Origin of the sequence: Streptomyces niveiscabiei (genome assembly GCF_033794345.1) — a bacterium.
Classification (GTDB): domain Bacteria; phylum Actinomycetota; class Actinomycetes; order Streptomycetales; family Streptomycetaceae; genus Streptomyces; species Streptomyces niveiscabiei.
In genome coordinates this window covers 258,404-281,927 of sequence record NZ_JARAYJ010000002.1, presented here as the reverse complement: position 1 = coordinate 281,927, position 23,524 = coordinate 258,404, and the positions used below count along the sequence as shown (strand labels likewise).

The following is a 23,524-nucleotide window of genomic DNA, read 5'->3' as shown; positions in this document are numbered from 1 at the left end:
GGATGGGACGGGGGCTTCTCCGGAGGCGGTGCCGAGCCGGTCCCGGGAAGATCTCGACGTGCGCGCACCACGGGAGGCAGAGTTCTCCCACACCCCGTACCCCTCCCCCACCCCGAGGAGCGCCCGTGACCAGTTGGGTCGGCCGGACCGCCGCAGAGATCGCCGCCGCCGTCCGCGAGAAGCGGGCCACCCCGCGCGAGGTCGTCGCCGAGCACCTGGCCCGCGTCGAGCGGCTCGACGGGGCGGTGGGGGCGTTCCGGACCGTCCGCAAGGACGCCGCGCTGGCCGAGGCCCATGAGCTGGCCGCGCGCGGGGATCTGGCCGAACTGCCGCTCGCCGGGGTGCCCTTGGCGGTCAAGGACAACCTCGCGGTGCGGGGCGAGTCCCTGCGGGCCGGGTCCGCCGCCACGCCCGACACGCCGTCCGCCGAGGACCATGTCACCGTCGCCCGGCTGCGGGCCGCCGGGGCGATCGTCGTGGGGCTCACCAACGTGCCCGAGCTGTGCGTCTTCGGGACGACCGAGGGGGTGCACGGGACCTCCCGCAACCCCTGGGACCTCGCCCGCACGGCCGGCGGGTCCTCCGGGGGGAGCGCCGCCGCCGTCGCCGCCGGGATGGTGCCGATCGCCCTCGGCAACGACGGCATGGGGTCCCTGCGGATTCCGGCCGCGAACTGCGGGCTCGTCACCATCAAGCCCGGTCACGGGCTCGTGCCGGCCGGGATCGGGGACGGGGACTGGTTCGGGCTCTCCGAGAACGGGCCCCTCGCGACCACCGTCGGCGACGCCCGGCTCATGCTGTCCGTCCTCGCCGGCACGGAGGTCGCGCGGCCCGCGTCTCCCGGGTTCCTGCGGGTCGCCGTGTCCGTGCGGAGCCCTGTCGCCGGTACGCCGGTCAGCGAGCCGTACGTGGTCGCCGCGCGCGAGGCGGCTCGGGTGCTGACCGGGGCGGGGCATCGGGTGCGGCGGGCCGATCCGCAGTATCCCCTGTCCCTTTCGACGACCTCTCTGGCGTACTGGACCGCCGGGACCGCTGTCGACGCGCAGCCGCTCGACCCCCGGCTGCTGGTCCGGCGGACCCGGGTGCACGCGGCTGTGGGGCGGCGGTTCCTCGGGTCCGTCCGCAAGGGGGTGGCCCGGGAGAGGCTGCGGGGGCGGTTCGAGCCGTTCTTCGCCGAGTACGACGTGCTGGTCACGCCCGCGCTGGCCCGGCGCGCGCCCAAGTCGGCGCCCTGGCATGAGCGGGGGTGGGCGCGGAATCTCCTCGTCAACTCCGCCTACTCGCCGTTCACGCCGCCCTGGAATCTGACGGGGTGGCCCGCGATGGCCGTGCCGCTCGGCACGCATCCCTCCGGGGTGCCGACCGCTGTCCAACTGGTCGGCAAGCCGGGGAGTGAGGGGCAGTTGCTCAGGCTGGCCGAGCAGTTGGAGGAGCTGAGGCCGTGGCCTCGGACGGCGCCTATGGAATGAGCACGGTCTTCAAGACCCGTTCCGCGAAGCGTTCGCCCATCCTTTGGTGTGTCTTCGTGTCCGGGTGCAGGTCGTCCGGCAGCGGCAGGTCCTCGTCTTCCGGGCCGTACAGTTCCCGGCCGTCCAGGTACGTCAACTTGTCGTCCTCCCTTGCCCGTTCGCCCACGATCCGCTCCAGTGCCTCCCTCATCGTCACCAGCGTCAGGCGGCCCCGCGCCGCCTCCTGCGGGTCTCCCGTCGCCAGGAATTTCAGCCTGCCCCGGGCGTACGCCTCGGTGTCCAGGGCGCCCGGGCCCGGGGTTGTTTCGTGGATGGGGCAGTAGATGGGGGAGATCATCACGATCGGCGTGTCGGGGTGGCCGTCTCTGATCGTGTCCAGGAAGCCGTGGACGGCGGGGCCGAAGGCGCGCATGCGCATCGCGTCCGCGTTGGCGATGTTGATGCCGATCTTCAGGGTGATGAGGCCGGCGGGGGTGTCTCTGATCGCCCGGGCGGTGAACTGGTCCAGCATCGCGCTGCCGCCGAAGCCGAGGTTGAGGAGGTCGACGCCGCCGAGGCGGGCGGCCACGGCCGGCCAGATCGCCGTGGGGCTCGCCGCGTCCGTGCCGTGGCTGATGGAGCTGCCGTGGTGGAGCCAGAGCGGGCGCGGGGAGGGGGCCTGCGGGGTGACGGGCGCGTTCGTGCGGAGGGTGCGCAGTTCGGTCTTCTGGGCGTACGGGAGCCAGATCTCGATGTCCTTGGGACGGTCGGGGAGGCCGGTGAAGCGGACGGTTCCGGGTGGGCCCTCGGTGAACTCCGTGGCGCCGGTGACCATGTCGACCGTGAGCGTGTGGCCGCCGGTCGCCGCCGCCTGTGCCGTCAACTCGCCGTCCACCAGCAGGTCGTAGAGCGCGGGCGGGCGGGGCGGCGCGGCGGCGTACCTCCGGTTCGTGGGGACGACCACCAGTTCGGCGTCGGTCGCGCTCGTGCGGAACGCGACGCGTACGCCGGAGGGCTGGACCTCCACGGCCGCGAGCTGCGGGTCGGTGTTCTGCGCGCGGGCGCGGGGCGGGAGGCGGTGCGGGATCAGGCCGCCGTCGGGGGTGGCTTCGAGGTCGAGGGCGCCGCGTATCAGGTCGGCGGTGACGGGGGTTTCGTACTGCGGCACGGTCAACCTTCTTCGCTGGTGGGTGAGTTGGGGTGGCATGGCGGCGGCGAGGTCGACAGCCGCTGCCGGTCGGCGCCGGTCTCGCGATGCCGCCGATCACCTTCACCGGGCGGCTGGTCGTCGGCCGGGTCGGTGCGGCGACCGCGCTCAACCGCCCTCGCCGCTCGGCCAGTTGCGCAGCAGCGCGTCCAGGCCGTCGAGGATGCGGAGCCAGCTCGTCTGCCCGTCCGGCCGGCTGTGGGCGAATCCGCCGGCCTCCTCCAGGCTGACGTACCCGTGCACGACGCTGCCGATGAGGCGCACGGCGTGGGTCTCGTCGGGTTCCGTGAGGGCGTAGCCGCGCAGGATCGCGCGGGTCATCCGGGAGTGCCGTACGCCGGCGCTCGCGGCGGCCGTCTCCGGGTCGAGGCGGAAGCGGGCGGCGGTGTAGCGGCCGGGGTGGGCGCGGGCGTAGTCGCGGTACACGTTCGCGAACGCGACGAGCGCATCCTTGCCTGAGCGGCCCGCGAGGGCGTCGGCGGCGCGGTCGGCGAGTTCCTCCAGGGCGAGCAGCGCGATGCCGGTCTTCAGGTCCTGGGAGTTCCTGACGTGCGCGTACAGGCTCGCGACCCGTACGTCGAAGCGGCGGGCGAGCGCGGAGAGGGTGACGTTCTCGAAGCCGGCCTCGTCGGCGAGGTCCGCGCCCGCGAGGATCAGCCGGTCGGGGGTGAGTCCCGCGCGCGCCATCGTCGTACCCCTTCGTCGGCCGCCACCATGCCTGAAGGGATTATGGGCTTGCCTAAAGCCTTTAGGCAAATAGCGAAGGGGACCCTCGTACTGCGGGAGGGGTCATGGGCGTGAGGTGGCACGCCCATGCCGTACGTGCGGTCGCGTCAGTCGACGCTGGGGAGGATGTGCGGCTCGGCCAGGTCGTCCTCGTACCCCGCGAGGCGGATGGGGGCGGAGCGCGCCCACACGTCGAGGCTGCCGAGTTCTCCGGGCCGGCGGCCCGAGCGCTCCGCGCGTTCCTTCGGGCGCTGCTCGCGATTCGTCTTCTCCGGTGTCACCGCGCACTCCTTATGTGTCGGGTCACCCTCGGGTCGTGCCTGCCATTCTGCGCTCCGGCGTCTGACGCACCCTCGGGTCTTGCTCGAATGCAGCTCGGACGCGGTGGCGCCGGCAACTCCTGGGAGAGCGGGCCGTGATGGACCGGCCCGTTCCACGGCGGGCGATGGGCTCGGGTGGGATCCCTGTACTGCTGCCCGCCGAGCCCAAGGGTAACCAAATGAGCGGGGGTCCGCTCGATAGCGCTGAAAATTTGACGTAACGATGGGACGTCACTCCGATGTCATCCCTTGTCGGTCGACGCCGGGAGGCCCCTCGCGGTTCACCCGTTCGGCGTACCCCGCAGGTGTCGCCGCGCAGTTCAGGTGCCGTTGGCTCGGGCGCAAGGTCGCCATGGTGTGCTGGCTCGCGCACCGGCTGTCTCGCGGGAGGACCGACGGATGGAGCTGCGCGGCGTGGAGGAGCTCATGGATCTGCTGTACGCCTGCAAAGGGGTGCGGGAGGTCAGAGGCTCCCGGAACACCGGCGTCGACCTGCACGACCACGCCCTGCGGACCGCCGCGCTGCTGCGCCGCAGCCGCCCCGCCGACAAGGAGCTCCAGCTCACGGGGCTCGTCCAGCCGGTCGGCCGCCTCCTGTGCCCCACCGACCCCGCGCACCGCGCCGCCCGCACCGCCGACGCCGTACGCCCCCTGCTCGGCCCGCGCGTCGCCGCGCTCCTGCGCCACCACCCCTGGACCGGGCACCCCGCCGACGACGACCTCGCGCGCCTCTCGCACGCCGCCGAGGAGGCGCGTTCCGCCTGGTTCGACGCGGGGGTGCTGGAGGACTGGCGGACGGTGCTGCACCTCGTCGCGGGACGCAACTCACCGCTGGGGGCGGTGGATTGAGGGCACGGTCCGGCGCCGGGCACAACTCGCCGTCGAGAGCGGTGACTTGAGGGTGCCGCGCCGACGCGGGTCCGGAATGTTCCCGCGACCTCTCCAACTCTCCTTCAGGCACTGTCGGCTGACAGTGCGTCATGAGACGGTACGGCGATGGCCTCCTCCCCCTCCCCCGGCCGGGCAGCGCTCGTCACCGGCGCCACCCGAGGCATCGGCCTCGCCGTCGCCCGTGCGCTCGCCGCGTCCGGCACGAGAGTCTGTGTCACCGCCCGCGACCCCGCCGAGGTCCGCCGCACCGCCGATGCCCTCGACGGGATCGGCCTCCCCGGCGACCTCGCCGACCCCAGCCTCCCCACGCGCCTGGTCTCCCTGGCCCTGCACGAGTACGGCCGCCTCGACGTCCTGGTCAACAACGCCGCCACCAACCAGCCCCTCGGCCCCCTCATGAACGCCGACCCCGCGCAGTGGGCCCGCGCCTTCGCCGTCAACGTCGAGGCACCCCTGCGGCTCACGCAGTGCGCCTGGCGGGGGTGGATGCGCGAGCACGGCGGCACGGTCGTCAACATCTGCACGGAGGGCGCGACCCACGTGGGGGCCGGCGTCGGGGCGTACAGCGTCAGCAAGGCGGCACTCCTGCGGCTGACCCAGCAACTGGCAGGCGAACTGGGGCCGGGGGTACGGGTCAACTCCGTCTCCCCCGGCCTGACCCGCACCGAGATGGCCCGGTTCGCCTGGGAGAAGGAGACCGCGCACACCCTCCCGCTCGGCCGCTTCGGCGAGCCCGAGGACGTCGCGAAGGCGGTGATGTGGCTGGTGTCGGAGGAGGCGGAGTGGGTCACGGGGGCGGATCTGGTGGTGGACGGGGGGACGCGGGTACGGAGAGCGCGGACACCCTGACCGGCGCGAGGCGCGGGCAACTCCGGCGGCGCCGGCCCACGTTCGCGCCGGGGTCTTCGGCCGAAGCCCGTCTACCCTCCCCCGCCCCGGCCCGGCACACTGAGGGCGCCGTGGCACGCCCGTCCTCAGGGAGCCCCCGTGATCCGAGCGCAGCGCTTCGCCGTCCGACGTACGTGGCTGCTCGCCTCCGCGCTGAGCCTGTGCGCGGTGACCGGGCTCGGGGTGTCGGGTGCCGGTGCGGCCACCGCCGCCGCTCCCCTCCTTGGAGCCGCCTCCGCCGTCGAGGCCCTCGATGTGGCCGGTACCGCCTGGGGCGCCGACGGCCGTACCGGGCGGCTCCGGGTCCTCACCGACTCCACGGTCAGCGGACCGGACCTGGCCCGGATACAGCGGGCCGCCGGGCGGTCCGCGAGCGTCGAGCGGCTCGGCGGCCCGCTGCGGACGCTCCTGTCCGGCGGCGACGGCGTCCACACGGCCGGTTGGCGCTGCTCGGTGGGTGTCAACGTGCAGGCGGGGTCGGCGTACTACTTCGTCACCGCGGGCCACTGCACCGGCGGCACGTCCACCTGGTACGCCGACGCCGCCGGGACCACGGTGGCCGGCGCCACCGCCGGGACCCGGTTCCCCGTCGACGACTTCGGCATCGTCCGCTACACGAACCCGGCCGTCCCCCGCCCCGGCACCGTCGGGGCCGTCGACGTCACCGGCGCCGCGACCGCCTTCCCCGGCCAGAGCGTCTGCCACCGGGGAGCCGTCGGCGGCGTGCGCTGCGGCCGGGTCACCGGGCTGAACGCGAGCGTCAACTACGGCGGCGGCGACGTCGTGTCCGGCCTGATCCAGACGAACATCTGCGCCGAGCCCGGCGACAGCGGCGGCCCGCTGTACGCCGGCGACAAGGTCCTCGGCGTCATCTCCGGGGGCTCGGGGAACTGCGCGTCGGGAGGGACGACGTACTACCAGCCGGTCCAGGAGGCGCTGAACGCGTACGGGGTGTCGGTGTACTGACGGGCCGTCAGCCTCTGCGGACCGCCCCCAGCTGGGCCCTGTGCAGGTCGGGTGCCGTGAACCGTTGCGCGACCGCGCGCAGGACCCGGGCCATGGCCTGGGCGGGCGGTGTGGCCGGGCGGGCCCTGGCGCGGGCGAGGAGGATGCGGCGGGTCGGCGCCGGGACGTCGGCCGCGAGCGGCAGGAGCCGTACGTCGCTGCGGCGGCTGGTGAGCGCGAGCCGGGGGGCGAGGGCGATGCCGAGGCCGGCGGCGACCATCGCCTGGGCCTCCTGGTAGTCGTGCGAGGAGTAGGCGATGCGCGGCTCGAACCCGGCGCGGCGGCAGCTGCGGCGCAGGACGTCGGCGACGGGGTGGTTGTCGGCGCGGATGATCCACTCCTGGTCGGCGAGGTCGGCGAGGCGTACGGAGGCGTGGCCGCGCAGGGCCGAGTCGGCGGGGACGACCAGCACCGTGGGGTCGTCCAGCAGGTGGGTGAGGGCGAGCGCCGGGTCGTCGAGGCGGTTCCACTCGTAGTCCCACAGCAGGCCCTGTTCGACCTCGCCGGTGTGCAGCATCTCCCGGAGTTCCGCGAGGACCCCGGCCCGCACCTCGATGCGGATACCGGCGTGGCGGCGCCGGAAGCGGGTGAGGGCCAGCGGCAGCAGGGACGCGCTCGCCGTGGGGAACGAGCCGAGCCGCAGGGTGCCCTGGTCGAGGGCGGTGAAGGAGTCCAGGTCGGCCTGGGCGGCGCGCAGTTCGCGGCGGATGGCCCGGCCGCGCTCGGCGAGGGCCGCGCCCGCCGGGGTGGGCCGGATCCCGCGCGGCAGCCGCTCGACGAGGGGCTGCCCGGCCTCCTGCTCCAGCAGCGACATCTGCTGGGAGGCGGCGGACGTCGTCATGCCGAGGGCCTCGGCGGCGGCGGTGAGCGAACCGCGCTCGGCGGCCTCGGCGAGGAGCAGCAGGCGGCGCACGTTGAGCATGCCGCCGACTTTAGCTCGGCTAAACCCTGGTGAAGCGAACTGCGATTGTTCGGAAGTCACGCCTCTGCGAAGGTCTGCGCAATCACTGAGCGGTTCCCTCCCGTTGCTTCAGAAAGAGTCTCCGACGTGCACATTCCCGCGACCCTGGTGCGTGGCGGCACGAGCAAGTGCTGGCTGTTCAACCAGGTCGACGTCCCCGCCGGCCGCGCCGACCTCGAACGGCTGCTGGTCTCCGCGTACGGCGCCACCGACCCCGTCGAGCTGGACGGGGTGGGCGGGGCGACCCCCACCACCTCGAAGGCCGCCGTGGTCGGCGCCTCCCCCGAGCCCGGCGTCGACGTCGACTACCTGTTCGCGCAGGTCGGCATCGGGACGGGCACGGTGGAGTGGACGAGCAACTGCGGCAACTGCGCGACCGGCGTCGCCCTGTACGCGGTGAGCAAGGGGCTGGTTCCGGTCACCGGCGACCGGACGCGCGTGGTGATGCGCAACACCAACACGGGCGCGGTGCTCGAAGGGCTCGTCGACACCACCGGGGGCGTCGTGCACCACTTCGGCCGCCAGACGGTGCCCGGCACCCGGGCCGGCGGGGTCGCGGTCGGCCTCACCTTCCGCGATCCGGCGGTCTCGCCGCTGCCCACCGGGCAGGCCGTGCAGGACCTGCGGGTCGGCGGCGAGCCGGTGCGCGTGAGCATGGTGACGGCGGGCGCGCCGGTCGTCCTCGTCGACGCCGTACGGGCCGGGCGTACCGGTGCCGAGCCGCTCGGGCGGGTGAGCGCGGACGTGCCCTGGCTGCGGGCCGTCCGGCATGCCGCCGCGCCGCTGATGGGGCTGCTCGCGCCGGGTGCGGAGCCCGGTGACGCGGTGCCCAAGGCGGGGCTGGCCGGACCGCCGGTGCCGTACACGACGACCCTCGGGGACGCGGTCGGTGCCGGGGAGTACGACGTGTCGGTGCGGATGCTCAGCATGAACGCGCCGCACCCCGCGATCGGGCTGACCTCCGCCGTCGCCGTCGCCGCGGCCGGGCTGCTCGCCGGGTCCGTGGTCTCCGAGGTCACCGGGGGGCCGGTCGCCGAGTGGCTGCGGATCGGTACGCCCGCCGGGGTCGTCGCGGTGCGCTGCGCCGACGTACAAGGCGGTGTGCCGCGCCGGATCACCGTGCAGCGGGCGGCCCGGCTGCTCGCCGACGCGCGGATCTACGTACCCTCCCGGGCCGCCTGAGCCGTGCCTGCCGCGGCACCCCCCTTATCCCGTTCCCCACCGCTCCCCACCGCATCAAGGACAAAGATGTCTGCTGAAGTGATCTCCGTAGGAGCCCTGCTGGTGATGTTCGTGGTCGGCACCGTGCTGCCGATCAACCTGGGCATCCTCGCCTTCGTCGCCACCTTCACGGTCGGGACGGCCTCGCTCGGCCTCACCGAGGACGAGATCTTCGACGGGTTCCCGGCGAAGCTGTTCGTCACCATCGTCGGTGTCACCTACCTGTTCTCCGTCGCCCGCCGCAACGGCACCATCGACTGGCTCGTCGCGGCCGGTGTCCGGCTGGTGCGCGGCAAGGTGCAGCTGATCCCCTGGGTGCTGTTCCTGGTGGCGGCGCTGCTGACGGCGTTCGGGACGTTCACCCCGGCCGCGGTCGCCATCCTCGCGCCGATCGGCATGAACTTCGCCCACCGCTACCGGCTCAACCCGCTCGTCGTCGGGATGATGGTGATCAGCGGCGGGCACGCGGGCGCGTTCTCCCCGCTGGCCGTCTCCGGCGCGCTGGTCCTCGGCCTCGTCGACAAGACCGAACTGCACGTGTCCGCCGTGACGTTGTTCGGCGCGAGCTTCGCGATCAACCTGGTGCTCGCCGTCCTCACCTACGTGCTGCTCGCGAGGCGCCCGGCGCCGCTGCTGGAAGGGGACGCGGAGCACGCCGGCGACGAGGACCTCGACGTCTCCGCCAGACCCGACTGGCGGCAGTGGCTCACCCTCGCCTCGCTGGCGGGGCTCGTCATCGGCGCGCTCGGCTTCCACCTGGAGATCGGCTTCCTCGCGCTGGCCGCCGGCACGCTGCTCGCCCTCGTGGACATGAAGCGGCAGGAGAAGGCCGTGGACGGTGTCAGCTGGTCCACCCTGCTGCTGGTCGCGGGCATGATGACGTACATCGCGATGCTGGAGAAGGCCGGCGTCATCGACAACATCTCCGAGCACGCGGCCGGGCTCGGCGCGCCGCTCCTCGTCGCCCTGCTGCTCTGCTTCACCGTCGCCATCACCTCCGCGTTCGCCTCCTCCACCGCGATCCTCACCGCGATCATCCCCATCGCCGTGCCGCTCCTGCTCTCCAGCCACCTCAGCCCCGCCGGCCTCATCGCCGCGCTCGCCGTCTCCACGACGATCGTCGACACGTCGCCCTTCTCCACCAACGGGGCGCTGGTGCTGAGCAACGCGCGCGGCGTGGACCCGCGGCGCTTCTACCGGCAGGTCATCGGGTACACCGGGGCGATCGTCGCCGTCGGGCCCGTCGTGGCCTGGGGTGCGCTGGTGCTGCCCTGGTCGTAGTCCACAGGCGCTCAGGCCAGGAGTTCCGCGAGCCGGGCCATCTCGGCGGGCGGGTCGATCACCGGCTGGACCAGGAGGTCGGTGACGCCCGCCCGTTCCAGCACGGTGATACGGGTACGCAGGTCGTCGCGGGTGCCGACGAGGGCCAGCGTGTTCATCAGCTCCGGGAGGACCAGGTCGCGGTCCTGCGGGGCGATGCGGCCCAGGTAGTTGGGGTACAGCTTGGTGTACCGGTCCGGGGCGGTGGCGGTGGTGCCCCGGCGGTCGAGGAGTGTGTGTACGGCCTCGCGTACGCCGGGGCCGAGCTGGTCCGCGACGCCGGGTGTGTCGGCGGCGAAGTCCAGCAGCGACAGGACGAGGTGACCGGTCGCGTCCCGTGCCGCGTCGCTGTCGGGGGCCTCGCCGTCGCGCAGGACGTGCAGCGCGGTGACGGCGTACGCGCGGGGGGGCGTCCGGCGTGGGGCGCGCCGCCTGGCGGCGGGCCCCGTGCAGCGCGCGCCAGCCGGCGGGGTCGAGCAGCCCGAAGGAGATCAGCCCCGCGCCCCGGCGCCCCGCGACGGCGGCGGCCTTCGGGCCGTGCAGCGCGGCGACGGCGAACTCGACCGGATCGACGGCGTTCACCTGCCGCCCGGCATGCAGGAACCGGACCTCACGGACCCGGTCCCCCTCCCGGTACACGGCCGGGCGCCCCGCGCACAACTCCTGCAACGCGGCGGTGAACTCCTCCAGCGCCGCCGCCGTCGTGGGCGGCATCCCCAGCGTCCGCCGGGCCGTGTTCCCCGTGCCGACCCCGCAGACGATCCGCCCCGGCGCGAGCGCGTTGAGACTGGCGAAGGCGCTCGCCGCGGCCGGCGCCGACCGCAGGGCCGGCGAGGTCACCCCGACACCGAGCCGGATCCGCCGGGTGGCCTTCGCACACAGTGCCAGGGCGACGAAAGGATCCCCGTGCACCATCGGAGTGTCGTTCACCCAGAAACTGTCCAGCCCCAACTCCTCCGCCCGCAGCGCGAGTTCCTCCACACCGGGCTGAGCCGCGACCACCACACCTGCACGCACCGGACCTCCAGGACACGGGAACCGAGCCGGACACACCCATCCTGTCAGCTCGGGGAAAGCGGGGCCCGCGGTCGGGGTGCCGGCGCCGGCCTCGTTCAGGAAGTGACGGTCAGCAGGGTCCGGCCGACGGGAGCGGTGCCGTTGCCGTAGTCGACCAGGCCGAGGTAGGTGCGGCCGGGTGGGAGGGCCTGCCAGGAGACGGTGACGTGGGCGGGGGTGCCCAGGGTCGCCGGCTGCTGGGCCGGGGTGGCCGTGGCGGGGTGGCCGGGCTTCGTGTCCTTGCCGATCAGCCAGGTGCGCAGGGTGTACGGCTGGCCGGTCGCGCCCGCCGGGAGGGCGTACTGGTTGAGGTACACGACGTAGGTGCCCGGCTCGGTAAGGTCCACGTGCTCGTCGTTGCCGGTGACGAGGTTGACGAGGTTGTCGCCGTTCTTGTCGAGGACCCACAGGTCCAGGTCGCTGCCCGCGAGGTGGTCGGCGGACTGGATCGCGATGCGGGCCACCTGGGTGCCTTCGGGCACGGTGACCTCGGTCTTGATCGTGGCGGCCGGCAGGGGCGACTGGCCCGGCGCGAAGTCCGGGTTGGTGCCGGTGAGCGTGCCGGTCTTGGTGGTGCTGCCGTAGAGGCCGTTCACCGTGGTGGTGAGGGTGCCGTCCCAGCCGGGCCGCGGGGTGAGGGTGGTGGAGCCGGTGGCGCCCGACCCGGTGGCGGTGGCCGGCGCGGCGAGCGGGGTGGCGCGCAGGGCGACGGCGCTGCGGACCTGGTGGTGGTGCTGGTCGCGCCAGGTGACCGAGCCGAACGCCCAGGCGCCGTAGGCGGCGTCGGTGCGGGTGAAGGTGACCCGGTAGGTGGCCGACTCGCCGGGCTTCACGACGAGTTCCCTCGGGGAGACCTCGGCCCGGTAGCCGCGCGGCGCGGCCAGGCCGGCCGTGTAGACGCCGGTCTCGGTGCTGACGTTGGTGACGGTCCGCGTGACGGTCTGCTTCCCCGCGAGGGCGCCGACCGCGATCGTCGGACAGTTCAGGTCGCTGGGGTCGGTCGTGCGGGCGCAGGAGTCGCCGTCGGCCACCGGGCCGCCGGTGACGGCGCAGCTGTACGCCGTCCAGTCGGCCGAGGTGGAGTCGTAGACGAGGCCGGGGTCGTCGGCGCGGTTCGGCACGGCCTGTCCGGCGCCGTAGTCGAAGGGCGTCGCGGGGGCGTTCGTGCCGGTGCGGGTGATCGGCTCGCCGGTCCTGTCCTGGGTGGTCGCCGTGGTCATCAGCGCCGACTTGACCTCCATGGGGGACCAGCCGGGGTGCAGCGAGCGCAGCAGGAGGGCGAGGCCGGCGATGTGCGGGGCGGCCATCGAGGTACCCGACTGGAAGCCCTGCTCGCCCTTGAAGCTGCCGTTGTCCCCGCCCGGAGTGGTACCGGCGACGATGTCCAGGCCGGGGGCCGCGATGTCGGGCTTGAGCAGGTCGCCGGTGACGGGGCTCGGGCCGCCGCCGGAGAACGCCGTGATCTGCGGGGCCCGCTGCTCGACGGCGCGCGCCGCGCTCAGCCGGACGGTGGCGCCTGGCCCGTCGGCGTACGCCTTCACGGCGGCACCGGCGACGTTGTCGAGGTGCACGCGCGGGAGGGGGTAGCTGTACGTCAGCCGGTCCTGGACCGCCCTCGGGTTGTACAGCACGATGCCGACGCCGCCCGCCGACTCGACCTCGACGCTGGTGTCCGTGTTGACGGACTGGCCGCGCCTGCACAGCACGACGGCGCCCTTGACCTTGGCCGGGTCGAGGGTGCCCGGCTGGCACAGCTCGGCCTGGGCGGGGTCGGCACCGGCCTTGGCGGCGTTCACCGCGTCGACCAGCGGCGCGGACGGTACGGCGCGGTCGCTGATGCCGGACCCCTCGTACGCCGTGCCGTTGCCGAGGGTGACGGTGACGCGGTACCCGGTGTCGTGGGTGGACGCGGCCACCGTGGTCACCCAGGGGACGACGTTGCGGACGGTGCCCGGACCGGAGTTGTCGGCGGAGGCGGCGACGAAGACGCCCGCCTTGGCGGCGTTGTACATCGCCGTGTACTCCGGGGTGGCGGCGAGGTTGTTGCTGCCGATGGAGTAGTTGATGACGTCCACCCCGTCGGACACGGCCTTGTCGAAGGCGGCGACGATGTCGACGGTCGGACAGCCGTTGCTCCAGCAGACCTTGTACGCCGCGATCCGCGCGGCCGGCGCGATCCCGGAGAGGGGGCCGGAGATGGCGGTGTCGGGCACGTGGGCGGGCACGTCCAGGTCGCCGGCGGCGGTGGTCGCGGTGTGCGTGCCGTGCGAGTCGGAGTCCCTCGGGGACTTCCAGTCGGCCGCCGTCGGGCTCGCGACGCCTTCCCTGAAGTACTGGGCGCCGATCACCTTGTTGTTGCAGGTGACCAGGTGCTGGGGGTCGGCTCCTCGGTCGCAGCTCCCCTTCCACTTCTTGGCGATGATCCCGGCGTCGGGACGGGGCTCGGGGAGGGCGCGCAGGGACAGGTTGTCGGTGTCGATGCCGCTGTCGAGGACGCCGATGATCGTGCCCTCGCCCGCGTCGCGCTGCCCGCCGGGGAACCGTGAGTAGAGCCCGCCGGGGTCCTTGAGGCCCAGGAACTTCGCGGTGTCGGGGACGGGGAGGGTGGCGGTGCGGGGTCGGGCGCGCTCCCCGGTGACGGCCTTCGGCACGGTCGCGGTCCCGGGCGCGGAGAGGGCCTCGGCCTCGCCGTTGGCGTCGGACATCTGCCGTATCTCGTTGCGGGTCAGCGACACCACACCGGGTGTGCGGGCCAGCCGGGACGCCTGGCGGGCCGTCAGGTGGGCGGCGAATCCGTTCAGCACGTACTGGTAGGTGTGCAGGGGCTCGACTCCCGGCACCGCGTCGAGGACCGTGTCGCGTTCCCGGTCCAGCCGGCCGACGTAGTCGCGTGCCGCCCGCGTCCCCGTGTCGAGCCGTTCGCCCCGGTCGGGCGCGGTCCTGGAGTACGTGGCCACGGGCAGGCCGGCGAGTTGGACGAGGTAGGTATCGGCCGGGTACGCCTGCTGGGGGGCCCGCGCCGGCGCGGCCTGGACGGCCGGGCCGAGGGCGAGGAGCAGTGCGCCGGCGACGGCCGGGGCCAGCAGGGCAGCCGCTCTGCGGCGGGTGGGGGGATGCTGGGACAAGTCGGTGCCTTCCCGCTGCGCGCGCGTGGTCGGGCGCGGGCGCATGATGATCATTCGGTCGGCAGGATCCTGTTCCTCCTGCGGCCGTCGCGAGAAGAGCGGACAGCTTGAAGCCTGGATAGATTCACCGCTTCTTCACGGTGTTTCCCCGGAGGTCGACTGCTCCCCGGCGAAGAACCCGTACACCCCGGCCTTCGAGACCGGCGCCGTCGACTTCGTACGGCACGGCAGGGGCGGGCGTCCGGTGCTTCGGACGGCCGCCCCCGTGCTTCACCGGTCTCTCCCCTCCAGCCGAACCGGCTCCGGTGCGGCGCGGCGCATCCGGGGGCGCTCCGCGTTGGTGACGGCCCGCAGGGCCCATTCGACCGGGCCGTAGCGGTAGCGCGTGAGCCAGCGCCGGCTCAGCTCCAGTTGCACCGCGAAGATCGCGGCGGCGACGAGCGGTACGGCCGCCGGCGGGGTGTCCCCGGTCAGTCCGAGGCCGATGCCGGTGAAGATCAGCACGCCCAGCAGGGACTGGGCGAGGTAGTTCGACAGGGCCATCCGGCCGGCCGGGGCGAGGAGCCGTGCCAGCCGGCCGCCGCGCGGGGTGGTGAACAGCCGCAGCAGGGTGGCCGCGTAGGCGCCGGCCAGGAGCGGCGCGGTCACGATGCACACCGCCACCCCGGCCGGGTTCACGGTGCCGCCGCCGAGCGCGAAGACCAGCGCGCCGGCGAGTCCGACCGGGTAGCCGAACAGCTCCAGGCGGCGCAGCCGGGCCGCGTGCTCGCGGGCCCCGTGGGCGAGGAACTCCCGTCGCCCGGCGGCCAGTCCGACGAGGAACGCGGCCAGCGAGAGCGGGCCCTGCACCGCGAGGCTCGCGGCCATCACGGGCAGCGAGCGCAGGTGCTCGCCGATCACCGAGCCGGGGCCGCCGCCGAGGGCGTCGGTCGAGGCGCGGCCGTCGGCGAGCGCGGCGGCTTCGTCGGGGACCAGGTCGAAGCCGGCCAGCGCGGCCACGGCCAGCCCGGCCGCCATGAGCGTAAAGATGGCCCCGGCGGTGATGAGCGCGGTCCTCGGGCGGATGCGGTGCACGGCGAGCAGGACGAGGCCGAGCAGGGCGTAGGTGGTGAGGATGTCGCCGTGGAAGAGCAGCACCGCGTGCAGGCCGCCGAGGACGAAGAGGCCGCCGAGCCGGCGCAGGAACCGGGCGGTGAAGTTCGCGCCGGCCCGGCTCGCGGAGGCCAGTTGCAGGGTGAAGCTGTAGCCGAACAGGAAGGAGAACAGCAGGTAGAACTTCATCTCGAACAGCAGCCGGGTCACGAACTCGGCGACGTGGTCCGCCCAGGAGCCGTGCGCCGGGTCGGCGACGAGGTGGAACGGGTAGCCGGAGGCGAAGAAGACGAGGTTCACGACGAAGATGCCGCCCAGCGCGAACCCGCGCAGCGCGTCGACGTCCAGTAACCGGGGTGGGGTGCGCTTTTCCGTGCGCTCTTCCGTGCTCTTTTCCATGCGCTTTTCCGTCATGCGAGAACGCTAGGAACGGCGCGGGCGCGGTACGAGCCGGTACACCCGAGGGTCCTCGGTGGGGCAGGCCCCCGCAGGCGGCGAATCAAGGGGGCTCAGCCGCAGAGCCTGCGGTAGGGGGCGTCGGGGATGTACGTCTGCCAGCGCTCCGGCGTCAGGCCGGTTCCGCCGGCGCGTGCGCAGACCGTGCGGACGGCTGTGCGCGGGTCGACGGTGTAGCGCTGGACGGGGACGTGGGCGCCGCCCGCGTACAGGGTGGTGCCGTCGCCGCTGAAGGCGAGGGTCTGCACGGCCTCGCCGGGGGTGGTGAGGGGGGCGCCGAGGGGCTGCTGGGTGCGGGTGTCCCAGAGCTGGAGGGTGCCCGCGCTGCCGCCGACGGCGAGGGTGGTGCCGTCGGGGCTGAAGGCGAGGGCGCTGACGGATTCCGGGGTGCTGTCGAGGGGCGGCGGGAAGGCGTTGCGCAGGATGCCGGCGCGCTGCCACAGCCGCCCGTCCCACAGGGCGACGCGGCCGGTGCCGGCGCCCGCGGCGAGCCGGCTGCCGTCGGGGCCGAAGGCGAGGGTGGTGATCTCCTCGCCGAGGACGAGGTCGCGGTCGGTCGGGGGGTCGGCCGGCAGGAGGGTGGCCCGGTTGTCGCCGACGAGGAGCCGGCCGTCGGGGCTGACGGCCAGGGCGGGGCCGGGGAGGCCGGGCAGGACGCGGGTGCGGCGGGCGGTCGCCGTGTCCCAGGTCTCGGCCTGGAGGTCGCCGGAGAACGCGATGCGCACGGCGTGGACGGTGCGCCCCTCGGGGCCCAGGGCGAGGGCGACGACGGGCTCGGCGGGGGTGGGCGCGAGGTCGAGGGTGCGGCGGACGCGGCCCTGCCGGGTGTCCCACAGGGTCAGGCGCTGGCCGCTGGTGTCCAGGCCGTGTGCGGCGATCCCGTAGGCGAGGGTCGTGCCGTGCGCGTCGAACGCCATCAGGGGCATGGTGTCGGTGGGGTCGGCGGGGACGGGGAGCGGCGGGGTGGGGAGGGTGCGGGCGCCGCCGCCGCGCGTTGAGGCGAGGCGGAAGGTGTAGTGGCTGCCGGTGTGTTCGGCGGTGGCGACGGTGGTGCCGTCGGGGCTCAGCAGGACCCGGTCGAGCGGGTGGGCCCGCCAGGCGGGGGTGACGGCCGCCGTGACGTTCAGGGTGTGGACGGTGCCGCCCTCCAGGTAGCGCAGGGCGGGGCGGCCGGGGTCCCAGACGGGGCCGTCGTAGAGGTGCTGGTTGTCGAGGCCGTGCCGCAGCACCGGGGTGGCGGGGTCGGAGAGCCGCCACACGCGCAGTTCGGCGGAATCGACGGTCACGGCGAAGGCGCCGTCGGCGCTGAGGGACGCGTACGAGACGCCGTTGTCGGCCAGCGTGGCGAGGGCGCGGCCGGTGCGGACGTCCCAGACGCGGACGGTGTCGGCGGTCAGGACGAGGAGGCGGCCGTGGTCCAGGCGCAGGGTGGTGGGCGTGTCTCCCAGGGGGGCGGGGTCGCACAGGCCGGTGGCGTGGTCCCAGCCGCCGGGGAGTCTGCGGCGGGCGGCGGTGTCCCAGACCTGGGGGGTGCCGTGGGAAGGGCAGATCGCGGCGGTGGCGTCGTCGGTGCTGAGGGCCGGGTCGACGGGGCCGGGTGAGGGGATCTGGAGCAGGACGCGTCCGTCGGTGGCGGAGCGCAGCCGGGCCCGGCCGTCGTCGGTGTCCCTGACCAGCGCGAGGGCGCGGCCGAGCCGGACGTAGGTCCACTCCGGCATGGGTTTCGGGTCGCCCGTCCAGCGGCTCGTGCGGGTGTCCCACAGCCGGACGCCTTCGGGGCGGGAGAGGGCGATGACGCGGCCGTCGCCGGCGTCCTGCGCGTCGCCCTCGGGCAGCGCGCCGTCTCCTGTCCTGGTGCGGGTGGCGACGTCCCAGGCCGTCCAGTGGCCGTCCGCGACGCTGAGCAGGGTGCGGCCGGAGTCGAGGAGGAAGCGGCGCGGGGTGGTGCCGGGGGCGGGGTCGGTGAAGGCGTCGTCCTCGGTCTGGGCGAGTGAGCCGAGCAGGGCGCGGCGGCTCTCGGGCAGCGGGGAGATCCGCCAGGCGGCGACGCCCAGGAGGAGCGCGGTGCGCGGGTCGGTGGTGCGCAGCGCGTCGGCGACGTCGGCGACGCGGCGGGCGGTGATGGCGGTGCGCTGCCGCTGGTCGTAGCGGTGCTGGGTCCAGGCGACGGCCGCCACGGCCAGGGAGGTGGCGAGGACGGCGGACAGGGCGGTGAGGAGCCGTCGGTGGCGGCGGGCGGCGCGGGCGGCGGCGCGCTGCTCGGTGTCGCGGGCGTGCAGGGCGGCGGTGAGGAACGTCTGTTCCGTGCGGGTGAGCAGGTCGTGGTCGGGGAAGAGCTCCTCGGCGCGGGCCAGTGCGGCGCCCCGGTAGAGGGCGCCGGGGTCGCGGCCGTGGTCGTGCCAGGCGCGGGCGACCTCGGCGAGCCGGGAGCGGTGGCGCAGCCGTTCGCGGTCCTCCTCGACCCAGCCGGACAGGCGGGGCCAGCGGGTGATGAGGGCCTCGTGGGCGAGCTGGACGCCGTCCTGGTCGGCGGTGAGCAGGCGGGCGCGGGTGAGCCGGTCCAGGACGAGCGGGAGGTCCGGGTTGGTGTGTTCGGCGAGTTCGGTGCAGGACAGGGGGCGGCGGGTGTCGGGGGTGCCGAGTCCGGGTTCCACCATGCGCAGCAGGAGGTGCCGGGCGATGCGGGCCTGGGCCGGGGTGAGCTGCCGGTACAGCTCCTCGGCGGTCGCGGCGACGGCGCCGCGCACTCCGCCGGCCGCCTCGTAGGCGGCGAGGGTCAGGGCCCGGCCCCGGCAGCGGCGCCAGGTCTCCAGGAGGGCGTGGGAGAGCATGGGCAGCGCTTCGGGCCGGCCGCTGACCTCCTCGACAAGGCGTGCGGTGAGTTCGCGTTCGACGAGCAGCCCGGCCTGCTGCGCGGGTCTGACGATCACCTCGCGCAGTTCGTCGGCGGTCAGGGGGCCGAGCATGAGCCCGGCGCCGCACAGTTCGTCGGCCAGGCGCCGGTGTTCGCCGCAGCGGGCGTAGAAGTCGGCGCGTACGGCGAGCAGGACGCGCAGCCGGCTGTCCGGGTCCCGGGCGGTCAGCAGGAGGTCGATGAACCGGGTGCGTTCGGCAGGATCCTTGCAGAGGGTGAAGACCTCTTCGAACTGGTCGACGACGACCCAGCTGTCGGGTTCGCCGGCGGCGGGGGTGAGGAGGTGGGCGTAGGTGGTGGCCGGCCGGGGTCCCGGTGTGAGGACCCTGAGGACGGCGGGGCGGCCGTGGGTGGCGGCCTCGTCGCGCAGGTGGGGGATGAGGCCGGCGCGCAGCAGGGAGGACTTGCCGCTGCCGGAGGCGCCGAACAGGACGGCGAGGCGGTGTTCGCACACGAGCCGTCTGAGTTCGCCCACGGCCCGGTCGCGGCCGAAGAAGAGGTGCTGGTCGCCGGTCTCGTAGCGGGTCAGTCCCCGGTAGGGGGCGGGCGCGTCCCCGTCGGGTTCGCGCACGGCCTGGCTGAGCTGTTCCCGGGCGGTCTTCCAGAGGGGTTCCAGGAGTGCGGGGTCGCCTCCGCAGGCGCGGGCGTAGCCCTCGACGACCGGCCAGGAGGGGAGGCGTTCGCCGGAGGCCGCCTGGGAGAGGGTGCTCGCGGCGCAGCCGGCCTGTTTCGCCATGGCCCGGTAGGCCGGTCCGCCGGCGGCCCGCCGCAGCTCGCGCAGTTCGTGCGCGAGCCGCTGGACGGGACCGGCCTCGGGGTCCACGGGGAGTTCGGGTCGGCCTGCCACTTGCCCTGCCTGCGTCCGAGTCGTACGGGAGGAGGTGGTGGGCCGGGTGGCGCGTGACCTCCTCGCAGACAGTGCGGGCCGGGGATGTCCGGTGGGTGAATGCGCGGCAAATCGCCGGTAAAGGCGGCCCGGCCGTCAGTTGATCGAGTAGGTCGTGGTGCCGCCGTCGCGCTGGCGGGGGATGTACACGAACTTCGTGTGCCAGCCGATGTTGGAGCGCTCGTAGTGGAACTCGACCGAGCGGTCCGTCTGCCACCAGTAGTCCCAGGCCGTGGCGCAGTTGTTCGCCGGGACGTCCCAGAAGCGGGAGCCGGTCCAGTCGTGGAACTGGTTGTAGCCGACGAGGAAGAATCTCAACGGGCGCGGGTTGTTGTTGCAGACCTGGAGCTGCGCGCTGTCGACCTGGTCGGCACTGGCGGTGCCGGGCAGGGCCAGTCCGACGCACAGGGCGCCCAGCGCGAGCGCCGGAACGGTGACCTTGTTGAGGAGGGTACGCATGGAGGGGGTCGCTTTCTGCTGGTGTCGGAGCTGATGTCGGGGAGGGTGGACTCAGCTGGTGAGTCCGTGGGACCGCAGCCACGCCCCGGCCGCCTCGGCGGGTGCCTGGCCCGCCTCGACGCGGGCCGTGAGTGCGGCCAGTTCGGTGGTGGTCAGCCGGGCGCCGAGCCGGGCGAGCGTCTCCCTGGCAGTCCGGTCCGCGCCCGCCGCGTCGGCGAGCGGGACGACGTGCTCGGGCGGGAGGACGGCGGCGGGGTCGGCCAGCACCGCCAGGTCGCGGCGGGCGATCACGGGGTCCGTGCCGCGCAGGACCAGGACGTCGGGGGTGGTGCCCTTCGGCGCCTTGGTGAAGGTGACGCCGTACGCCTTGGCCAGGGCCGCGGGCGAGGGGGCGTCCGGGTCGCCGGCCGCGGGGCCGCCCAGGGTGAGGCGGGTGCCCGCGCGCCGCAGGTCGGGCAGGCCGCGCAGGGCGTGGCGGTGGGCCAGGTCCCGGGTGACGGCCAGGACCACGCCGCGTTCGGCGCGGGCCGGGGGCAGCGCGACGACGCCGGGCGGCAGGGCCATGCTGAGCGTCGACGCCATGTCGCCGGGCCGGGTGGCGCCGCCGGGCATGGCCCGCAGCAGGGCGCTCTCGTAGGCGGGGGCGAGCCCGATCTCGCCCCTCACGACGGCCCGCGCGCTGTCGGCGGGGCCGGCGAAGGGGGTGAGCGCGGTGCTCACCTGCTCCCCGGCCGCGGTCAGGAGCTGCTCGTACAGGGCGGCCACGATCCGGCTCTCCGTCGAGTTGTCGCTGCCGATCACCAGCGGGCCCTGGTGGTCGGCCGACGACGCCGTGGTGCCGGTCGCCGCCGTGCCGCCGCAGCCGGTCAGCAGGAGCGAGCAGAGGGCGAGGGCTGCCGTGCGCGGCGGGCGTCGGGTCATCGGTCGGGCCACTTCTGTTCCGTCGGAGAGTTCGGGGTGGGGGGCACGCGGCCCCGCGTGCCATGGCGCACACGGGGCCGCGTGCCGGATCGGGGGCCGGGTCAGCGGCAGTGCTGGTTGCGCTCGGTCTGGCTCATGCGGGCGTCCTTGTGGTTGACGTAGCCGAGCCGGGCGTCGCCGCCGTAGTAGCCGGACGACTTGTAGTCGTGGACGTACCAGATGTAGTGGCCGTAGTAGCGGGACCGGAAGTGGATCTCGTACCAGCCGGTGGCCTCCTGCTTGGGCGTGCCGCGCTCGACCCAGCCCTTGGAGCCCGGCGGGATGTTGACGGTCTCGCCCTGGCTCTCGGTGTGGGACGCCTGCCAGGAGTGGCCGTAGGTGGCGGCGATCTCGGCCTCGAAGACCTCGAAGAACTTCACCCCGCCGCTGACCTGGACGCCGACCGAGTTGGTGGTGCCGGTCGTGTCGGACCAGTCGATGCGGTGCTGGTTGGTCTGGCTGCCGCAGTTGAAGGCGGTGCTGCCGACCTGGTGGGCGGGGCCCGCGTACGTCCAGTAGCTCTGCGGGTGGAACTCGCAGAGGTCGGCCCAGCTGCACGCGTCGAGCAGCTGGCGGGTGCTGGGCGTGTCCTCGGCCATGGCGTTCGGGGCGCCGAGCAGCGAGGCGCCGAAGGCGAGCGCCGCGACGGCTCCGGCGGCTCTGCCGAGACGCTTGCGGGTCGTGGGGGCGCTCTGTGAGCGGTCCATGAATACAGCTCCTGGGAAAGGGTGGGTGGCGTGCGGAGGCCCCGGCGGCGATGGGGGAGACACCGCCGGAGCCCCGGTCGCCCGTCCGCTTCTTGTGGAACGGGCCGGGCGAGCACCACTCTCACCAGCGCCGAATTGATCAGCACCCCCCTCCGATCAGGGAAATCAATGCGCGGCGGGGTGCGGGGAGCGTGGCGGGAAGATCGACTACGGCCAGCAGACCTACCGGCTCCCGGCCTGCTTCACGACCGGCTGCCGGCTGGACCTGGCCGCCCCCGGATGCGTGCTGCCCAGGCCGTAGCGGTCCGGCGGGCACGCGGTCCGGGGGCGGGGGCCGGTGCTCACTTCACGTTGACGGCGCTCCAGGCCGCCGCCACCGTGGTGTGCTCCGTGCTGCCCGCGCCGTAGAGGTCCCGGGCCGCGTTCAGGGTGGCCGTCCGCGCTCCGGCGTAGTTCGTCGTGGACGTCATGTAGACGGTCAGGGCGCGGTACCAGATCGCGCCGAGCGCGGCGCGGCCGATGCCGGTGATGGTGGAGCCGTCGGCCGTCGGGGAGTCGTAGGCGACCCCGTTGACCGTCCTGGGCCCGCTGCCCTCGGCGAGGAGGTAGGCGAAGTGGTTGGCGACGCCGGAGGAGTAGTGGACGCTGAGCCGGGAAAGCGAGCCGCTCCAGAAGTCGGCGGAGCCGCCGTCCCGGCTCGGCCGGTCCATGTAGCGCAGGGCGTCCCGCTTGAGACCGGGGCGGACGACCTTCTCGCCGATCAGGTAGTCGCCGGTGTCCTGCGGGTTCCCGGCGTGGAACTCGACGAGGGTGCCGAATATGTCGGAGGTCGCCTCGTTGAGGCCGCCGGACTCGCCGGTGTAGAGGAGTCCGGCGGTTCTCGACGTGATGCCGTGCGTCATTTCGTGCGCCGCCACGTCCAGTCCGACCATCGGGCCGAAGAAGGTGCCGTCGCCGTCGCCGTAGGTCATGCAGAAGCAGGCGTCGCTCCAGTAGGCGTTGGCGAGCCTGGTGCCGAAGTGGACGCGGTTGTAGGAGCCCTTGCCGTCGTCGCCGATGCCGTTGCGGCCGTGGACGTCCTTGAAGTAGTCCCAGGTCATGGCGCTGCCGTACTGGGCGTCGACAGCGGCGCTCGCACGGTCGTCGGCGGTGCCGGTGCCCCAGTGGTTGTCGTCGTCCGTGAGCGGGGACGCGCCGGCCGCGTCGCCGGTGTGGGTGTTGCCGCGCGTGGGGTCCGTGAGCTGGTACGCCGCCCCGGCGGGGGTCGTCTCCAGCGCGACCGTGCCGCTGTACAGGGACCGGCCGTCCCCGGTGACCGCCTCCAGGGTGTCCCACCCGTCGATCCGGGCGCCGGTGCGGGCGTCGGTCAGCACCGTGCGGGCGACCGGGTTGCCGAGCGGGTCCAGGGCGGCGGCCTCGGTGCGCCAGGCCAGGCGCGGGGCGCCGTGCAGGGCGTCGACGACGAGGTGCGGCTCGGCCTTCACCTGCCGCAGCGTGCCGCCGGGGTGGGCCGCGCGCAGGTCGTCGGCGGCGATACCGGCCGCCTCGGGGGCCGACGTCTTCGGGGTGATGCCGGGCAGCGAGATCGCCGCCCGCGTCGCCCGGTCCGCGCCGCGATAGGTGCCGTCCGGGGCCAGGTGGACGACGAAGTCTCCGCCGAGGACGGGGAGTCCGCGGTAGGTGCGGTCGTAGCGGACGTGCCGGGAGCCGTCCTTGTCGACGACGACGTCACGTACGGAGGTGTCCTGCGCGGTGGCGAGTCCGAGGGCCGCGGCGTGGTCGGCGGCCGGGGAGAGCCCTGCGGCCAGCAGTACGGCGGCGACGCCTGCGGTGGCGAGACGGGCATGTCGGGCGTAGGGCCCTGTGCGGTTCATGAGTGTCT

General features: G+C 74.1%; 17 protein-coding genes and 2 pseudogenes. 7 read left to right on the top strand and 12 right to left on the bottom strand.

The features are described from left to right. Positions 1-125: 125 nt before the first annotated feature. Positions 126-1,469, top strand: coding sequence for an amidase (locus PV682_RS03465; protein ID WP_319723831.1), 1,344 nt, complete (start codon positions 126-128; stop codon positions 1,467-1,469). Here the strand turns inward: PV682_RS03465 and PV682_RS03460 are convergent. The 3 genes from PV682_RS03460 to PV682_RS03450 all read right to left on the bottom strand — a co-directional run bounded on the left by PV682_RS03460 (position 1,459) and on the right by PV682_RS03450 (position 3,662). Further along, complete coding sequence (locus tag PV682_RS03460) at positions 1,459-2,616, bottom strand: GDSL-type esterase/lipase family protein (RefSeq protein WP_319723830.1); 1,158 nt, start codon at positions 2,614-2,616, stop codon at positions 1,459-1,461. The two genes, PV682_RS03465 and PV682_RS03460, sit on opposite strands and share 11 nt — an antisense overlap. A 147-nt stretch (positions 2,617-2,763) precedes the next feature. After that, the gene (locus PV682_RS03455) at positions 2,764-3,342 is read right to left on the bottom strand and encodes a TetR/AcrR family transcriptional regulator (protein WP_319723829.1); all 579 of its coding nucleotides are present in this window, start codon (positions 3,340-3,342) and stop codon (positions 2,764-2,766) included. 146 nt (positions 3,343-3,488) lie between these two features. Next, positions 3,489-3,662: a hypothetical protein gene (locus tag PV682_RS03450; RefSeq protein ID WP_319723827.1), complete on the bottom strand. Its 174-nt coding sequence runs from the start codon at positions 3,660-3,662 to the stop codon at positions 3,489-3,491. A gap of 438 nt (positions 3,663-4,100) precedes the next feature. On the opposite strand from PV682_RS03450, the gene PV682_RS03445 reads away from it, so the two are divergent. The 3 genes from PV682_RS03445 to PV682_RS03435 all read left to right on the top strand — a co-directional run bounded on the left by PV682_RS03445 (position 4,101) and on the right by PV682_RS03435 (position 6,446). After that, the gene (locus PV682_RS03445; protein WP_319723825.1) at positions 4,101-4,550 is read left to right on the top strand and encodes a hypothetical protein; all 450 of its coding nucleotides are present in this window, start codon (positions 4,101-4,103) and stop codon (positions 4,548-4,550) included. 147 nt (positions 4,551-4,697) lie between these two features. Beyond that, positions 4,698-5,441, top strand: coding sequence for an SDR family oxidoreductase (locus PV682_RS03440; RefSeq protein ID WP_319723823.1), 744 nt, complete (start codon positions 4,698-4,700; stop codon positions 5,439-5,441). Positions 5,442-5,579: 138 nt separating this feature from the next. Continuing rightward, positions 5,580-6,446 (top strand): S1 family peptidase, encoded by an 867-nt coding sequence (locus tag PV682_RS03435; protein WP_319723821.1) that lies wholly within the window; start codon positions 5,580-5,582, stop codon positions 6,444-6,446. Between the two features lie 7 nt (positions 6,447-6,453). On the opposite strand, the gene PV682_RS03430 is transcribed toward PV682_RS03435, so the two are convergent. Next, the gene (locus tag PV682_RS03430) at positions 6,454-7,407 is read right to left on the bottom strand and encodes a LysR family transcriptional regulator (RefSeq protein WP_319723820.1); all 954 of its coding nucleotides are present in this window, start codon (positions 7,405-7,407) and stop codon (positions 6,454-6,456) included. 126 nt (positions 7,408-7,533) lie between these two features. On the opposite strand from PV682_RS03430, the gene PV682_RS03425 reads away from it, so the two are divergent. Together PV682_RS03425 and PV682_RS03420 are read left to right on the top strand one after the other, a co-directional pair. Next, complete coding sequence (locus PV682_RS03425; protein WP_319723818.1) at positions 7,534-8,628, top strand: PrpF domain-containing protein; 1,095 nt, start codon at positions 7,534-7,536, stop codon at positions 8,626-8,628. A gap of 66 nt (positions 8,629-8,694) precedes the next feature. Further along, positions 8,695-9,948, top strand: a complete 1,254-nt coding sequence (locus PV682_RS03420; RefSeq protein ID WP_319723817.1) for an SLC13 family permease — start codon at positions 8,695-8,697, stop codon at positions 9,946-9,948. An 11-nt stretch (positions 9,949-9,959) separates the two neighbouring features. Here PV682_RS03420 and PV682_RS03415 read toward each other — a convergent pair. The 7 genes and pseudogenes from PV682_RS03415 to PV682_RS03385 form a co-directional block, all read right to left on the bottom strand. Further along, positions 9,960-11,004: pseudogene (locus PV682_RS03415) on the bottom strand (LLM class flavin-dependent oxidoreductase). Positions 11,005-11,099: 95 nt separating this feature from the next. Next, positions 11,100-14,168, bottom strand: a complete 3,069-nt coding sequence (locus PV682_RS03410) for a S8 family serine peptidase (protein ID WP_319723815.1) — start codon at positions 14,166-14,168, stop codon at positions 11,100-11,102. 270 nt (positions 14,169-14,438) lie between these two features. Beyond that, entirely contained in the window at positions 14,439-15,674 is a 1,236-nt protein-coding gene (locus PV682_RS03405; protein WP_319723813.1) for a DUF418 domain-containing protein, read from the bottom strand. Between the two features lie 95 nt (positions 15,675-15,769). Further along, positions 15,770-19,477, bottom strand: a complete 3,708-nt coding sequence (locus PV682_RS03400) for an nSTAND1 domain-containing NTPase (protein ID WP_319723811.1) — start codon at positions 19,475-19,477, stop codon at positions 15,770-15,772. 135 nt (positions 19,478-19,612) lie between these two features. Next, entirely contained in the window at positions 19,613-19,975 is a 363-nt protein-coding gene (locus PV682_RS03395; RefSeq protein ID WP_319723810.1) for a hypothetical protein, read from the bottom strand. 51 nt (positions 19,976-20,026) lie between these two features. Then, a complete protein-coding gene (locus tag PV682_RS03390; protein ID WP_319723808.1) occupies positions 20,027-20,896 on the bottom strand; it encodes a glycine betaine ABC transporter substrate-binding protein in 870 nt (289 codons plus the stop codon). 101 nt (positions 20,897-20,997) lie between these two features. Further along, positions 20,998-21,642: a hypothetical protein gene (locus PV682_RS03385; RefSeq protein ID WP_319723806.1), complete on the bottom strand. Its 645-nt coding sequence runs from the start codon at positions 21,640-21,642 to the stop codon at positions 20,998-21,000. A 202-nt stretch (positions 21,643-21,844) separates the two neighbouring features. Between PV682_RS03385 and PV682_RS44260 the strand changes: the two are divergent. Next, positions 21,845-21,943, top strand: a pseudogene (locus tag PV682_RS44260) (serine protease); the annotation flags it as partial. 40 nt (positions 21,944-21,983) lie between these two features. Here the strand turns inward: PV682_RS44260 and PV682_RS03380 are convergent. Beyond that, positions 21,984-23,516 carry a M4 family metallopeptidase gene (locus tag PV682_RS03380; RefSeq protein ID WP_319723804.1) on the bottom strand — a complete coding sequence of 511 codons (1,533 nt, stop codon included), beginning with the start codon at positions 23,514-23,516 and terminating at the stop codon, positions 21,984-21,986. Positions 23,517-23,524 lie beyond the last annotated feature (8 nt).